General features: G+C 70.0%; 10 protein-coding genes. 4 read left to right on the top strand and 6 right to left on the bottom strand.

What is annotated here, in order from left to right; genetic code table 11:
- Window positions 1-10: 10 nt before the first annotated feature.
- Complete coding sequence (waaA, locus tag FHR66_RS19025) at window positions 11-1,330, bottom strand: lipid IV(A) 3-deoxy-D-manno-octulosonic acid transferase (RefSeq protein WP_160965268.1); 1,320 nt, start codon at window positions 1,328-1,330, stop codon at window positions 11-13.
- A 102-nt stretch (window positions 1,331-1,432) separates the two neighbouring features.
- On the opposite strand from waaA, the gene FHR66_RS19030 reads away from it, so the two are divergent.
- Window positions 1,433-2,374, top strand: coding sequence for an LpxL/LpxP family Kdo(2)-lipid IV(A) lauroyl/palmitoleoyl acyltransferase (locus tag FHR66_RS19030; RefSeq protein WP_160965266.1), 942 nt, complete (start codon window positions 1,433-1,435; stop codon window positions 2,372-2,374).
- Between the two features lie 4 nt (window positions 2,375-2,378).
- Here FHR66_RS19030 and FHR66_RS19035 read toward each other — a convergent pair whose 3' ends face one another.
- The 3 genes from FHR66_RS19035 to FHR66_RS19045 are packed head-to-tail and all read right to left on the bottom strand — an operon-like array spanning window position 2,379 to window position 5,035.
- Window positions 2,379-3,734, bottom strand: a complete 1,356-nt coding sequence (locus FHR66_RS19035; protein ID WP_160965264.1) for an O-antigen ligase family protein — start codon at window positions 3,732-3,734, stop codon at window positions 2,379-2,381.
- Window positions 3,715-4,827, bottom strand: a complete 1,113-nt coding sequence (locus tag FHR66_RS19040; protein ID WP_160965262.1) for a glycosyltransferase — start codon at window positions 4,825-4,827, stop codon at window positions 3,715-3,717. Before FHR66_RS19040 ends, FHR66_RS19035 begins: the two co-directional genes overlap by 20 nt.
- 10 nt (window positions 4,828-4,837) lie before the next feature.
- Complete coding sequence (locus tag FHR66_RS19045; RefSeq protein ID WP_010344507.1) at window positions 4,838-5,035, bottom strand: zinc-finger domain-containing protein; 198 nt, start codon at window positions 5,033-5,035, stop codon at window positions 4,838-4,840.
- Window positions 5,036-5,215: 180 nt separating this feature from the next.
- On the opposite strand from FHR66_RS19045, the gene FHR66_RS19050 reads away from it, so the two are divergent.
- Window positions 5,216-5,476 carry a helix-turn-helix domain-containing protein gene (locus FHR66_RS19050; RefSeq protein WP_225851569.1) on the top strand — a complete coding sequence of 87 codons (261 nt, stop codon included), beginning with the start codon at window positions 5,216-5,218 and terminating at the stop codon, window positions 5,474-5,476.
- Window positions 5,477-5,940: 464 nt separating this feature from the next.
- Here the strand turns inward: FHR66_RS19050 and FHR66_RS19055 are convergent, their stop codons facing one another.
- Both FHR66_RS19055 and FHR66_RS19060 read right to left on the bottom strand, forming a co-directional pair.
- On the bottom strand, window positions 5,941-8,226 hold the full coding sequence (locus FHR66_RS19055) for an NADP-dependent malic enzyme (RefSeq protein WP_160965260.1): 2,286 nt from the start codon (window positions 8,224-8,226) through the stop codon (window positions 5,941-5,943).
- 148 nt (window positions 8,227-8,374) lie between these two features.
- Window positions 8,375-9,739: a dicarboxylate/amino acid:cation symporter gene (locus tag FHR66_RS19060; protein WP_160965258.1), complete on the bottom strand. Its 1,365-nt coding sequence runs from the start codon at window positions 9,737-9,739 to the stop codon at window positions 8,375-8,377.
- A gap of 445 nt (window positions 9,740-10,184) precedes the next feature.
- Here FHR66_RS19060 and FHR66_RS19065 point away from each other — a divergent pair, with 445 nt between their 5' ends.
- A complete protein-coding gene (locus FHR66_RS19065) occupies window positions 10,185-11,357 on the top strand; it encodes an OprO/OprP family phosphate-selective porin (protein ID WP_160965256.1) in 1,173 nt (390 codons plus the stop codon).
- Window positions 11,358-11,667: 310 nt separating this feature from the next.
- A complete protein-coding gene (locus FHR66_RS19070) occupies window positions 11,668-14,313 on the top strand; it encodes a hybrid sensor histidine kinase/response regulator (protein WP_160965254.1) in 2,646 nt (881 codons plus the stop codon).
- The last annotated feature ends 365 nt before the right edge of the window (window positions 14,314-14,678 follow it).

Below are 14,678 nucleotides of genomic sequence, written 5' to 3' on the forward strand. Positions count from 1 at the left end.
CGCCGGCGCGCTACTCCTGCGCGCCCGCGTCGTCCGCCAACGGCGGCAGATGCGGCGCGATCAGCTGCAGGGTCCGCTGCAATGCGCCGCGGCCGTTGGCGACCAGCGCGCAGCCGGCCTCGGCCATGCGCTTGCGCGCCTCGGCGTCGGCCAGCAGGCTCTGCAGCGCCGCGCACACGGCGCCGGCATCCTCGCAGATGGCCACCGCGCCGGCTTCGCGCATGCGCCGCGAGATCTCGGAGAAGTTGTGCAGGTGCGGGCCGGTGACCGAGGGCGTACCGACCGCGGCCGGCTCCAGCAGGTTGTGGCCACCGATCGGCTGCAGGCTGCCGCCGACGAAGGCCACCTGGGCGCAGGCGTAGAAGCCCATCAGCTCGCCCAGCGTATCGATCACGAACACCGCATCGTCGGCGCCCGGCCACTGCTGCTGGCGACGCGTGGCCACGCGCCAGCCCTGGTCGCGCGCCAGCGCCTCGACCTTGGCGAAGCGCTCCGGATGCCGCGGCGCCCACAGCAGCAGCAGGTCCGGCCACTGCCGACGCAGTTGCCGGTGCATCTCGATCACCGCCGCTTCCTCGCCATCGTGGGTGCTGGCGGCGATCCACACCAGACGCGTCGCCGGCACGCGCTCGCGGAACGCCGCGACAACGTCGGGCAGGTGCGCAGGCGCGGCGATATCGAACTTCAGGTTGCCCAGCGCACGCACCTGCTCGGCGCGCGCGCCCAGCGCGACGAAGCGCTCGGCATCCTCCTGCGACTGCGCCGCCACGCAGGTGACGGTGCGCAGCGCGCGCCCGATCAACGGCCGCAGCACCCGGTAGCCGCGCAGCGAACGCGCCGACAGCCGCGCATTGAGCACGTAGACCGGGATGCCGCGGTCGCGGCAGCCGAACAGCATGTTCGGCCACAGCTCGGTCTCCAGGATCAGCGCCAGGCTGGGGCGGAAATGCTGCAGGAAGCGGCCGACGCTGCCGGGCACGTCGTAGGGCAGATACACATGGTCCAGAGCGTCGCCCCACAGCGCGCGCACCCGCTCCGAGCCGGTCGGGGTGATGGTGGTGATCACCCAGCGGATGTCCGGGCGCTGCGCGCGCAGCGCATTGACCACCGGCGCGGCGACGTTGACCTCGCCCACCGAGACCGCATGCAGCCACACCCGCGGGCGGCCGCACGCCTGCGCATACGAGGCGTAGCGCTCGTCCCAGCGCTGGAAGTACTGGCGCACGCGGAAACCGCGCCAGACCAGGTGGTAGACGGTGACCGGCAGCAGCAGATAGAGCACGGCCGAGTACAGGCCGCGCAGCAGCCGCTCGATGAAATCGTTGCGCATCCGGACAGCATAGCCGGTTGCATGCGGGCGGCGGCAGACGATCGACATGCCCGCCACGGGAGCACCGACGCGGTCGTGCGCGTGCCCGGCTAAACTTGGCGCATGTCTGCCGCCCCTACTCCGCCCGCGTCCGCCACCCACGCCGCACCGCCACCGCGCTCGCCCCGCCACTGGCTCACCTGGCTGCTGCTCGGCCTGGCGGTGATCGCCGCGCGTCTGCCCTGGCTGTTGCAGCGTGCCCTGGGCCGCGGCATCGGCTGGCTGGCGCTGCGCCTGGCCGGTACCCGCCGCCATGCCGCCGAGGTGAACCTGAAACTGTGTTTCCCGGAGCAGAGCGAGGCCTGGCGCGAACGCCTGCTGCGCGACAGCTTCGATGCGCTGGGCGTGGGCGTGTTCGAGTTCGCCCGCGCCTGGTGGGGCGGGATCGGCGCGATTCGCCGGCGCACCCGCATCGAAGGCCTGGAACACCTGCAGACGCTGCAGGCGCAGGGCCGTGGCGTGCTGCTGGTGTCCGGCCACTTCATGACCCTGGAGATCTGCGGCCGGCTGCTGTGCCAGTACGTGCCGCTGGCCGGGATGTACCGACGCCACCGCAATCCGGTGTTCGAATGGGCGGTCAAGCGCGGCCGCCTGCGCTACGCCACCGCCATGTTCGCCAACGAAGACCTGCGCGGCAGCGTGCGCCATCTCAAGCGCGGCGGCTTCCTGTGGTACGCCCCGGACCAGGACATGCGCGGCAAGGACACGGTATTCGTGCCGTTCTTCGGCATGCCCGCGGCCACCATCACCGCCACCCATCAGTTGGCGCGGCTGACCGGCTGCGCAGTGGTGCCGTATTTCCACCGTCGCGAAGGCGCCGACTACGTGCTGCGCATCGCGCCGCCGCTGGAGCAGTTCCCGTCGGAGGACATGGTCGCCGACACCGCACGGGTCAACGCCGCCATCGAAGCGATGGTGCGCGAGGCGCCGGCGCAGTATCTGTGGATCCACCGCCGCTTCAAGCGCCAGCCCGGCGGCCGCAGCGACTTCTACGAGCGCGGCTGAGCGCTCAGCGCGGCGCCGCGGCGTCGGCGCGTTCGCCCGGTTCTGGCTCGTTTGCCAACAGGGCGCCGGCGTACAGGCCGATCAGCAGCATGGTCAGCCCGCCCCAGAACGACGAGTAGAAGGCCAGGTGGGTGTTGAACGGGAACACGGTGATCAACAAGGCCTGCATCGCCGGACGCGCCCGCTCGCGCGCCTGCGCCGACGCGTAGCGCCAGGCGCGCCATGCCTGTGCGGCACCGGCCAGCCACAGCAGCAGCCCGATCACCCCGGTCTCGGCGAGCACCTCGAGCACGATCTGGTGGGCATGGAAGGCCGGCTCGCGCCCCCATTCCCCGGCGTGAGTCGGATCCGGGTCGCAACTGGCGTAGGCCTCGCGGAAGCCGCGCACGCCGACGCCGTTGATCGGATGCTCGCGGATCATGCACCAGGCCGCGGTCCAGATCTGTGCGCGCCCGGTCAACGCCGCGTTGAGGTCGGCCGGATGTCCGCTGAGCACGCGCGCGGTGCGCTCGAAGCGGTCGTGCACCTGCGGCGACACCACCCCCAGCACCCCGGCCACCAGCAGCGCGGCCACGCCCAGCGCGAGCAGCTTGCGCGCGCCGAGCAGGCGCCAGCCCGACAGCACCAGCAGCACCGCGTAGGTGACCCATGACGCGCGCGAGCCCGCCAGCACCAGCACCACGCCTACCGCGCCCGCCGCGAGCAGCCAGCCCCAGGCGCCGCCGCGGCGCGCGGCCAGCCACAGCAGGAACGGCGACACGCTGGCCAGCACCTGGCCGAACTTCAGATTGCAGGGGCCGAACACGCCGCTGAGGCGATCGGCCAGGGCGATCTCCTGCGGCGTGCACAGGCCGTGGTGGCTGATCGCCCACTTCAGTTGGTCCATCGACCAGAACAGCGGGCTGGTACCGCACAGCGCCTGCGCCAGCGCATCCACGGTCCAGATCGCGGCGATCACCGCCAGGCCGTTGAAGGTGGTGCGGCGCCCGCGCGGCGTCGCCACCGCCATCGCCACCAGCCACAGGAACGGCAGGAAACGCAGGTCCACCGCCGATTCGCTCAGGGCCAGCGGCACGTCCACCGCGCCCAGCGCCGACAGCGGCTGCGGCAGCCAGTAGGTGAGGAACAGCAGCGTGGTCAGCGCCCAGGCCGGACCGCTGAGCAGACGCGCGCCGCCGCGGAAGCGGCTGTGCAGCAGGCGTGCCAGGGTGACCAGGGCGCCCAGCGCCAGCACCCCGGCGGCCAGGCCCGGCGCCGGCCACAGCGCGACGAACACCAGCACCCAGACCGGTGCCCAGCGTTCGCGGACCTCGGGCAAGGGAGAAGCGGACAGGGAACCGTCAGGACCGGAGTTCGTCATAGATCGCCAGAGTGCTGCGCTGCATCGTCTGCAGCGTATAGGGAAGCGTCGCCGGCGGCGCCGGCGGCTGCGCCAGCAGCGCGCGCGCGGTCGCCAGCAGGGCCGTGGCATCGAAGGTCGCCACCGCGCCGGCGGGCTGCAGTTGTGCCAGCAGTTCGCCGACCCCGCCGTGCGCCCAGCCCAGGACCGGCCGCCCCACCGCCAGCGCCTCGACCACGGTGCGGCCGAACGCCTCGGGCTTGCGCGAAAGCTGCAGCACCAGGTCGCTGGCGGCGTAGGCCTCGGCGATGCGCGCAGTCGGCGGCGTGAACGCCACCGCGTCGGCCACGCCGAGCGTCGCCGCCTCGGCTTCCAGTTCGCGGATGTAGGCCTCGCGCCCGGCCTCGCGCGCGCCGGGCAACCACAGCCGCGCGTCGCTGCCCTCGCCGCGCAGCGCCGCCAGCAGGCGCAGCGCGTCGGCGTGGCCCTTCAGGCGGGTGCCGCGCCCCGGCAGCAACAGCAGCGGCCCGTTCCCGGCCAGCACCGGCGCCTGGCTGGCCGCCCAGGCCCGCGCCTGCGCATCGGGCCAGGGACGGCGCGGGAACTGCGCCGGATCGATACCGCGCGGCACCACTCGCAGGCGCGCCGGGTCGGTCTGCGGATAGTGCTGCAGCACGTAGTCGCGCACGGTCTCGGACACGCAGATGACCCGCTCGCCGCGGGTCATCACCGCGCTGTAGCGGCTGGGCGAGTTGAGCCCGTGCACGGTGGTGACCAGACGCGGGCGCTGCGCCGCCGGCATGCCCTGCAGCGCGCGCCAGCCCAACCAGGCCGGCAGCCGCGAGCGCGCGTGCACGATGTCGGCGCGCTCGCGCGCGAACAGGCGCCGCAGCGCCGGCACGTGGCGCAGGGTCAGCAAGGATTTGCGGCCGATGTCCAGGGCGATGTGCTCGGCGCCGGTGGCGGCCAGCGCCGGCAGCAGCCGGCCGCCGGCCGAAACGACCACGGCGCGATGCCCGGCGTCGACCAGGGCCTGGGCGATTTCCAGCGTGGACCGCTCGACGCCGCCGGACTCCAGCGCCGGCAGCAGCTGCACCACGGTCAGGCGGTGCATCGAACCCGGATCAGTCGACCAGCACGAAGACCGCGCCGCAATACGGGCACTTGGCTTCCAGGCCCGGCTCGTCTTCGATCGGCAGGTAGACCCGCGGGTGCGAGTTCCACAGCGCCATCTCCGGCGTCGGGCAGCTCAGCGGCAGGTCGGCGCGGCGCACCTCGTAGCGCGTCTGGGCATTGGCGGGCGCGGTGGCGGTATGGCTCATGGCGGTGGGGACACGGCGAAAAGGACAGGCGATTCTAGCAGCCCGTCCCGGGCCAGGCGCAGGTCCCGGAGGCGACGGCGGCGGCGCCCTTTCACGCGCCTTTCTTATTCGCTTGATGCAGGGCGAACGCAGCACTATGCTGGTATCACGCGGCGCCAACATGCCGCTTTGAGGTGTCTCGTGGATATAGGTGTGCGTTTGATGCAGGCGCGGCGAAATGCCGGTTTCACACTGCGCGAGCTTGCCGCCTTGCTGGGCGTGGCGCATAGCACCCTGGGCCATTGGGAGAACAACCGTTCGGTCCCCAATGCCCGGCATTTGCTGAAGATCGCCGAACTTACCGGCGTCGATGCCTATGTGCTGCTGACTGGCAAGCCGTCCAAGCTGAACCAGACCGACAGCGACAGCCTGCCGTTGCCGGTAGGCAAGCGCATGGCCTGAGCGCGGCGCGGCGCCGTTGGCGCCGTCCCCGTGCGCGGCTCGACCCTGCGCAGCCCGCATGCCGGCTGCGCGTGATGACGCGAATGGCACTGCAGAACTTGCTGTCGCCCGCGTATGAAACCGTTTCCAGCCACAACCTTTCGCTGACCCTGCCGCAAGCGGCGCGCCCGTTCCGCCACCCAGGCCGCTTTTGGCGCGGCTCCCCGCACTGACCCTTACGCGATCGCCGCCCTTCCCTCCCGACCATCCTGTCTGCTGCGACACCACGCCTTTCAGGCACCGCGACGAACACGACCTCGCACCTCAGGATTGTGCGCGCAGCGCGTGACCGCCCTTCATCCGGGACACCGGGGTGGCAGCCTTGCTGCCGTCTGTACCGTCTGCACGCTCCGGCAGTGCCGCGCACACGCGCAGCAACACCGGCGCCGCGGTCGCGCGGGCCGGTGCGGAAGCCGCGTGGCGGCTTACTTCTCCGCTTCGAGCTGCTTGCGGATCTGCGCGTCGACCGCGGCGATCGCGGTCATGTTCATCACCCGGCGCGAAGTGGCGCTGGTGGTGAGGATGTGCACCGGCTTGGAGATGCCCATCAGGATCGGGCCGATCGCCACGCCGTCGGTGAACACGCGCACCAGGTTGTAGGCGATGTTGGCCGCTTCCAGGTTCGGCAGCACGAACAGGTTGGCGCGGCCCTTCAGCGTGCTGTTGGGCATGATCTGCTTGCGCAGCGCCTCGTCCCACGCGGTGTCGCCCTGCATCTCGCCGTCGATGTTGAGCTCGGGCTTGCGCTTGAGCAGCGCCTCGCGCACCTGGCGCATCTTCAGCGCATCGCGCGAATCGTGGCTGCCGAAATTGGAATGCGACAGCAGCGCGATGTTCGGCTCGATGCCGAACAGCTTCAGGCGATAGGCGGCCTGCAGCGTGGCTTCGACGATCTGCTCCACGCTCGGATCTTCCTGCACGTGGGTGTCGACGAAGAAGAACGCGCCCTGCTGGTTGATCACGCCGGTCATCGCCGAGGTCGAGCTGACCTTCGGCTCCAGCGGAATCACGCTGCGCGCATAGCCGAGTTTCTTGTGGAAGCGGCCGACCACGCCGGTGAGCAGCGCATCGGCTTCGCCGCGCGCGACCATCACCGCCGCGATCAACGTCGGTCGCGAACGCATCAGTTCCTTGGCCGCGGTGACGGTGACGCCACGGCGCTCGGTGAGCGCGTGGTAGTACTGCCAGTAGTCGTTGAAGCGCGGGTCGTCGTGGATGTTGGTGATCTCGAAATCCACGCCGGCGGTGATGCGCAGGCCCAGGCGCTGGATGCGCGCCTCGATCACGTCGGGGCGGCCGATCAGGATCGGGAACGCCAGGCCCTCGTCGATCACGCTCTGCACCGCGCGCAGCACCACTTCCTCTTCGCCCTCGGCATAGACCACGCGCTGCTTGTCGGCACGCGCACGGTCGTACACCGGCTTCATCATCAGGCTGGTGCGGTAGACGAACTGGCTGAGCTTGTCGCGGTAAGCGGCCATGTCGTCGATCGGCCGCGTGGCCACGCCCGAATCCATCGCCGCCTGCGCCACCGCCGAGGACAGCTCGACCAGCAGGCGCGGATCCAGCGGCCGCGGGATCAGATAGTCGGGGCCGAAGCTCGGCGTCTCGCCGCCGTAGGCCGCACCGAGGTCGGAGGCTTCGCGCCGCGCCATCGCCGCGATCGCCTTGACGCAGGCGATCTTCATCTCCTCGTTGATGCCGGTGGCGCCGACGTCGATGGCGCCACGGAACAGGTAGGGGAAGCACAGCACGTTGTTGATCTGGTTCGGGTAGTCCGAACGGCCGGTGCCGATGATCGCGTCCGGACGCACCGCCTTGGCTGCCTCCGGGGTGATCTCCGGATTCGGATTGGCCAGGGCGAAGATCACCGGCTGCGGCGCCATCGTCGCCACCATCTCCGGCTTGAGGATGCCGGCGGCCGACAGGCCGAGGAAGATGTCCGCGCCCTCGACGATCTCGGCCAGGGTGCGCTTGTCGGTGTCGCGGGCATAGCGCGCCTTGTCCGGATCCAGGTCGGTGCGACCGGTGTGGATCACGCCGTCGCGGTCCAGCGCCAGGATGTTCTCCGGCTTCAGGCCCAGCGAGACCAGCATGTTGACGCAGGAGATGCCGGCCGCGCCCATGCCGGTGGTGGCCAGCTTGACCTCTTCGATCTTCTTGCCGGTGACCACCAGCGCGTTGAGCACGGCCGCGCCGACGATGATCGCGGTGCCGTGCTGGTCGTCGTGGAACACCGGGATATTCATGCGCTCGCGCAGCTTGCGCTCGACGATGAAGCACTCCGGCGCCTTGATGTCTTCCAGGTTGATGCCGCCGAAGGTCGGCTCGAGGCTGGCGATGATGTCGACCAGCTTGTCCGGATCGTTCTCGTTGATCTCGATGTCGAACACGTCGATGCCGGCGAACTTCTGGAACAGCACGCCCTTGCCTTCCATCACCGGCTTGGACGCCAGCGGGCCGATGTTGCCCAGGCCCAGCACCGCGGTGCCGTTGCTGATCACCGCGACCAGATTGCCGCGCGCGGTCAGTTCGCTGGCCTGTTTCGGGTCGGCGACGATGGCTTCGCAGGCGAAGGCCACGCCCGGCGAATAGGCCAGGGAGAGGTCGCGCTGGGTCAGCATCGGCTTGGTCGCGGAGACCTTGATCTTGCCCGGCGGCTGCTGGCGGTGATAGTCGAGGGCGGCCTGTTTGAAATCGTCGTTTGACATCGAGGGCTTCTTTTGTCGAAAGGCGCGGAGGCCCGGAATTCTACCCCCAGCAGCAGGAGCGGTCCTGTCTGGCGGCTGTCGCCAGGCCTTGGGGGCAGGAAAAAAAGCAACGCGCCGGCAAGGCCGGCGCGTCGTGTGGTGCAAGGGATCAGCGCGTGGCGAGCGGTTCGGCCGCCACCGCCGGCAGCGGCACGGGCTCGCCATCCAGTGCCAGGCGCAGGCGATCGCGATCCAGCGCATTCTCCCAGCGCGAGACCACCACGGTGGCCACCGCATTGCCCATGAAGTTGGTCAGCGAGCGGCACTCGCTCATGAAACGGTCCACGCCCAGGATCAGCGCCATGCCGGCCACCGGCACTTCCGGCACCACCGCCAGCGTCGCCGCCAGGGTGATGAAGCCGGCGCCGGTCACGCCGGCCGCGCCCTTGGAGCTGAGCATCGCCACCAGCAGCAGCGTGATCTGATGGCCGAGGGTCAGCTCGGTGTTGGTGGCCTGGGCGATGAACAGCGCCGCCAGGGTCATGTAGATGTTGGTGCCGTCGAGGTTGAACGAGTAACCGGTGGGCACCACCAGGCCGACCACCGACTTCTCGCAACCGGCGCGCTCCATCTTCTCCATCAGCGACGGCAACGCCGATTCGGACGAGGACGTGCCCAGCACCAGCAACAATTCCGTCTTGAGGTAGCGGATCAGCTTGAAGATCGAGAATCCGCACAGGTACGCCACGGCGCCGAGGATCACCACCACGAACAGCAACGAGGTGACGTAAAACGAACCCACCAGCCAGGCCAGCTGCACCAGCGAGTGCAGGCCGTGTTCGCCGATGGTGTAGGCGATCGCGCCGAGCGCGCCGATCGGCGCGGCCTTCATCAGGATGTGCACCAGCTTGAACACCGGCGCGATCAGCGCTTCCAGGAAGTTCAGCACCGGCTTGCCGCGCTCGCCGACCATGGCCAGCGACACGCCAAACAGCACGGCGACGAACAGCACCTGCAGCACGTTGGTACCAACCAGCTTGCCGTTGACCACCTGGTCGCCGGTGAACGCGCCGACCAGCGAGTTGGGGATGATGTCCATCAGGAAACCGACCAGGGTCAGTTCGTGCGACTTCTGCACGTAGCTGGCGACCTTGCTCTGGTCCAGCGTCGCCAGATTGACGTTCATGCCCGCGCCAGGCTGCACCACGTGCGCGACGATCATGCCCACCACCAGCGCCAGGGTGGAGAAGAACAGGAAGTACACCATCGCCTTGCCGAACACCCGGCCCACCGTCTTCAGGTGGGTCATGCCGGCGATGCCGGTGACGATGGTCAGGAAGATCACCGGCGCGATGATCATCTTCACCAACTTGATGAAGGCGTCGGCCAGCGGCTTGAGCTGGGTGGCGAACTGCGGCTCCAGATGGCCGAGCACGGCGCCGATGACGATGGCCACCAGCACCTGGACGTAGGTATGCCGGTAGAACGGCACAGGCCGCGGCGCAGGCGTGGCCGGGGAAGTTGAGATGTGCATCGAAGACGCTCCGGGACGGTCCGCCCACCCGACGCGGGTCGCGGAATGCTGCCTTTGTACGCGGCGCCAGCGCCGAAGCAGATAACCTATTGGTACTAGGCCCGGTCGGCGGCCCCGGCGAGGCGGTTACAGTGTCCCCGCAGGCTCAGGGAAGGGCTGCGCGCAGCGCTGCATCTGATGGCCGCCCAGGCGGCCCGGAGCAGTGCCGCCGCCATCGCAGCGCGGTCTTCAGGGGGAGACGCCGCCGCAGGACTGCAACATCGTCGTAAAGAACAGCCGGGCGCGTCCGCTATTGCATGCAGGGGGCATCACGTTCGGCACCGTGTCCGCACCGCAGCGGCGTGGCCGTTCGCGTGCGGCCCGCCACCGCACTGCCCGCGCCATCGCACCACCAAGCCCGGCCGGGGACTGCCGCGCCTTCATTCCTTACCGAGACGACTCCATCATGCGCCACACTCTTCTCTTCGCCGCGCTGGGCCTGACCGCTGCCGCTCCCGCCGTCGCTGCCAACAGCTTCGACGACTGGCCGACCAAGGTCGCCTTCAACGACGGTACCGAACTGGCCGTGACCGGCAACTACGCCTACGACTGGAACAACTTCTCCAACGACGACGGCCGCCTGGAGGACGACAACGCGTTCCGGCGCAAGGAGTTCGGCGCCACGCTGAAGAAGAAGGGCGTGTACGACGCGATGGTGTACTTCGACTTCGAGTCCAAGCTGTGGCTGGACGTGTTCTTCCGCTTCGAGACCAAGGCGCTGTTCGGCGCCGACTACGGCAAGGTGCGCCTGGGCTACATCAAGGTGCCGGTGGGCCTGGAAGGCGTGACCAGCTCGCGTGCGGACAGCTTCATGGAAGTCGCGCTGCCGGTGCAGGCGATCTACCAGGGCCGCCGCACCGGCGTGGAGTGGACCTTCGAGCGTCCGCAGTACCTGCTGCAGGCCGGCGCCTACGGCGGCAAGGACCTGCAGGGCGACAACCCCGGCACCACCCAGGCGGTGCGCGGCGTGTGGACCCCGTTCAAGGCCGACGGCGACGTGCTGCACCTGGGCCTGGCCTATTCGCAGGAGAATCCGCGCGGCTACCACAACGGCCTGGACGTGAGCTTCAGCCCGCGCGCGCGCTTCCGCGCGCGTCCGGAAGCCGGCCTGACCGACGTGCGCCTGATCGATTCGGGCACGCTGGTCGACGTCGACCAGGTGCGTCGCACCGGCCTGGAGGCGATCTGGATCAAGGGTCCGTTCTCGATGCAGGGCGAGGCGCTGCGTGCCGACGTGACCCGCGACAACGGCCGCCCCGACTACACCGCCGACGGCCAGTACGTGTTCGCCAGCTACGTGCTGACCGGCGAATCGCGGCCGTACAGCGCCGGCAACGTCGGCAACATCAAGCCGGCCAACGCCTATGGCGCGGTCGAACTGCTGGCGCGCTACAGCCGCCTGGACCTGGACGACGGCACCGTGCTCGGCGGCCGCCAGCACGACTGGACCCTGGGCGCCAACTGGTACCTGACCAGCCACTTCAAGTTCCAGGTCAACTACGTGCGCGCCGATGCCGAGCGCGCCGGCGTGCGCCTGAAGCCGAACTCGCTGGATGTCCGCGCCCAGGTCCAGTTCTGAGCCGGCGCACGTCGGCCGATCCAACGCGATCGGCCGGCGTGCGTCCTGCGGCGCCAGCCGCAGGGGCTGAGCAACGAAACGCAGCGTGGGTCGTCGGCGATGCCGACGGCCCTTTTGCGATCTGACCTCGCCACCCCGCAACATGCCCGCGGCACATCCACGGCGGCACGCACTGACGCGATCGCCAGCCAAGCCTGACCAGGCCGCGTCCTGCCGTTGGCGATCCGCAACATCGGCCATCGCCGCCGCATGCCGCAAACGGCATCGCACCCTCTAAGCTGATGCGGCCCTAGTCGCCGCGTTCTTCCGCATGCCTTCGCTCCTGCGCCATCGCCGCCTTGTCTTGCTAGTGATCGTCATCGTCGGCGGCATGGTGCTGGCGATGCTGTCGGCGCAGCATGTCGCCGAACAGCGCGCGCTGCGCGCCGAGAGCGTGCAACTGCGCCAGCAGTTGGAGTTGTATGCGCAGACCCTGCAGCAGCGCATCGACCGCTACCGTACCCTGCCGCAGGTGCTGGCGCTGGATCCCGAACTGCGCGACGCCCTGACCCGCCCGCTCGACCCGGCGACGCAGCGGCAGTTGAACCTGAAGCTGGAGCGCGCCAACGACGTCACCCGCTCCTCGACCCTGACCCTGATCGACGCCGAGGGCGTGGCCCTGGCCGCCAGCAACTGGCGCCTGCGCAGCAGCAACGTCGGCGCCGACTACAGCTTCCGGCCCTATGTGAAACAGGCGCTGGCGCAGGGCAAGGGCCGCTTCTACGGCATCGGCGTGACCACCGGCGTGCCCGGCTACTTCCTGTCGGAGGCGATCGTGGATGCGCGCGGGCGCCCGCTCGGCGTGATCGCGATCAAGATCGAACTGGCCGCGCTGGAGCACGAATGGCTGCGCGTGCCCGACGTGGTGCTGGTCAGCGACGGCCACGGCGTGGTGTTCCTGGCCAGCCGCGACGTGTGGCGCTACCGCCAACTGCAGCCGCTCAGCGCGCACGAACGCGACGAACTGCTGGCTACCCGCCAGTACGCACAGCAGACGTTGCTGCCGGCGCGGCGGCGGGTGCTGAAAACGCTGGACGACGGCGGCCAGGTCATGCGCATCGACGCGCCGGCGCAGCCGGCGCCGCTGCTGTGGCAGAGCATGGCGCTGCCGGAGAGCGGCTGGCGTCTGCACCTGCTGCACGACGTCGGCGGCAGCCGCGCGGCCGGCCGCGCCGCCGCGCTGGCCGCGGCCGGTATCTGGCTGGCGCTGTCGTTCCTGGGCCTGCTGTTCCAGCAGCGCCAGCGCCTGGCGCGGCTGCGCCAGCGCAGCCGGCGCGAACTGGAGTCGCTGCTGCAGCAGCATGCGCAGGAACTGCGCACCGCCCAGGACGGCATCGTGCAGGCCGCGCAGCAGGCCGACACCGGCCTCAGCCGCAGCCTGGAGCACCTGCCGCAGGGCGTGGTGATCATCGATGCGCAATTGCGCCTTGTCGCCTGGAATTCGCGCTATCTGGAGATCTTCCGCTTCCCCCCGGAACTGATCCGGGTCGGCCGCCCGATCGAGGACGTGTTCCGCTACAACGCGCGCCGCGGCCTGCTCGGCCCCGGCCCGGTGGAAGCGGCGATCCAGCGCCGCCTGGATCACCTGCGCAGCGGCCGCCCGCATATGCGCGAAAGCGAGAAGGACGACGGCACGGTGCTGGAAATCCGCGGCAACCCGCTGCCCGACGGCGGCTTCGTCACCAGCTACGCCGACATCACCAGCTACAAGAACGCCGCGCGCGAACTGCGCTCGCTGGCCGACGCGCTGGAGCACCGCGTCGCCGAACGCACCCGCGACCTGGCCGAGGCCAAGCGCGAGGCCGAAAACGCCAACCGCTACAAGACCCGTTTCGTGGCCTCGGCGGTGCACGACCTGCTGCAGCCGCTCAACGCCGCGCGCATGTTCGTCTCGGCGCTGCGCGGCAAGCTGCACGACGCCGATGCGCGGCAGATCGCCGATCATGTCGACAACGCGCTGGCGGCGCAGGACGCGATCCTCAACAGCCTGCTGGACATTTCGCGACTGGAGGCGGGCACGCTGAAGACGCAGGTGCAGGACCTGGCGCTGGACCCGCTGCTGCAGACCCTGGCGCGCGAGTTCGGCATCGTCGCCGAAGGCCGCGGGCTACGTCTGGACTACGTGCCGACCCGCGCCACGGTGCGCAGCGATGCGACCCTGCTGCGGCGCATCCTGCAGAACTTCCTGTCCAACGCGGTGCGCTACACCCCGCGCGGGCGCGTGCTGCTGGGCTGCCGACGCGATGGCGCGCAGCTGCGCATCGAGGTCCACGACCAGGGGCCGGGCATTCCCGACGCCCTGCAGCAGGAGATCTTCGAGGAGTTCCGCCGGCTTGGCGACGGCGTCGCCAACGACCGCGGCGCCGGCCTCGGCCTGGCGATCGTGGAGCGTATCGGCCGCCTGCTCGGCCATCGCATCGGCCTGCGCTCGCAGTTGGGGCGCGGCAGCGTATTCTCGGTGACCGTGCCGCTGGGCGATGCCGCCGCCGCGCAACGCCAGGCGCCAGCGGCGATGGCCAGCGACAACGGCGACGACCCGATCCTGCACGGCTGCCGGGTGTGGTGCATCGACGACGACCCGCGGGTCTGCGAGGCCAGCCGTACCCTGCTGACACGCTGGGCCTGCCAGGTGGAACTGGCCGCCGGCCCGGAACAGGCGCTGGCCGCCGCGCAGCCGGCGCAGGCACCGGAACTGGTGCTGCTGGACGTGCGCATGGGCGACAGCGACGGCCCGACCCTGTTCGCGCAGCTGTGCACACGCTGGCAGGCGGAGCCACGGGTGATCCTGATCACTGCCGAAGCCGACCCGGCGCTGCGCAGCCTGGCGCAGGAACGCGACTGGGGCTTCCTGGCCAAACCGGTACGGCCCCCGGCCCTGCGCGCGCTGATGACGCAGATGCTGCTGCGGCGGGGTTGAGGTTGAGCCCCTCTCCCACCGGGAGAGAGGGGTTGGGGTGAGGGTACGGGGCGCGCAGCGCCACGCAAGACCTCATGCGCAACTGGCGAACCAAGCTCATCACTGCCCTTGCAATGCGGCAGCACTGGCCGCCGCACCCTCATCCGCCCCTGCGGGGCACCTTCTCCCGAGGGGAGAAGGGAAGCGCGCAAGCCCCTCTCCCACCGGGAGAGGGGTTGGGGTGAGGGTCAGGGGGCGCGCAGCGCCACGCAAGACCTCATGCGCAGCTGGCGAACCAAGCTCATCACTGCCCTTGCAATGCGGCAGCACTGGCCGCCGCACCCTCATCCGCCCCTGCGGGGCACCTTCTCCCGAGGGGAGAAGGG

Source organism: Xanthomonas sp. F4, assembly GCF_011761895.1.

Excerpts from the sequence above, each read along its gene's own strand:
- waaA (WP_160965268.1), bottom strand. The coding sequence starts at position 1,330 with ATGCGCAACGATTTCATCGAGCGGCTGCTGCGCGGCCTGTACTCGGCC.
- FHR66_RS19055 (WP_160965260.1), bottom strand. The coding sequence starts at position 8,226 with ATGTCAAACGACGATTTCAAACAGGCCGCCCTCGACTATCACCGCCAG.
- FHR66_RS19070 (WP_160965254.1), top strand. The coding sequence starts at position 11,668 with ATGCCTTCGCTCCTGCGCCATCGCCGCCTTGTCTTGCTAGTGATCGTC.
- FHR66_RS19030 (WP_160965266.1), top strand. The coding sequence starts at position 1,433 with ATGTCTGCCGCCCCTACTCCGCCCGCGTCCGCCACCCACGCCGCACCG.
- FHR66_RS19035 (WP_160965264.1), bottom strand. The coding sequence starts at position 3,734 with ATGACGAACTCCGGTCCTGACGGTTCCCTGTCCGCTTCTCCCTTGCCC.
- FHR66_RS19040 (WP_160965262.1), bottom strand. The coding sequence starts at position 4,827 with ATGCACCGCCTGACCGTGGTGCAGCTGCTGCCGGCGCTGGAGTCCGGC.
- FHR66_RS19045 (WP_010344507.1), bottom strand. The coding sequence starts at position 5,035 with ATGAGCCATACCGCCACCGCGCCCGCCAATGCCCAGACGCGCTACGAG.
- FHR66_RS19065 (WP_160965256.1), top strand. The coding sequence starts at position 10,185 with ATGCGCCACACTCTTCTCTTCGCCGCGCTGGGCCTGACCGCTGCCGCT.
- FHR66_RS19060 (WP_160965258.1), bottom strand. The coding sequence starts at position 9,739 with ATGCACATCTCAACTTCCCCGGCCACGCCTGCGCCGCGGCCTGTGCCG.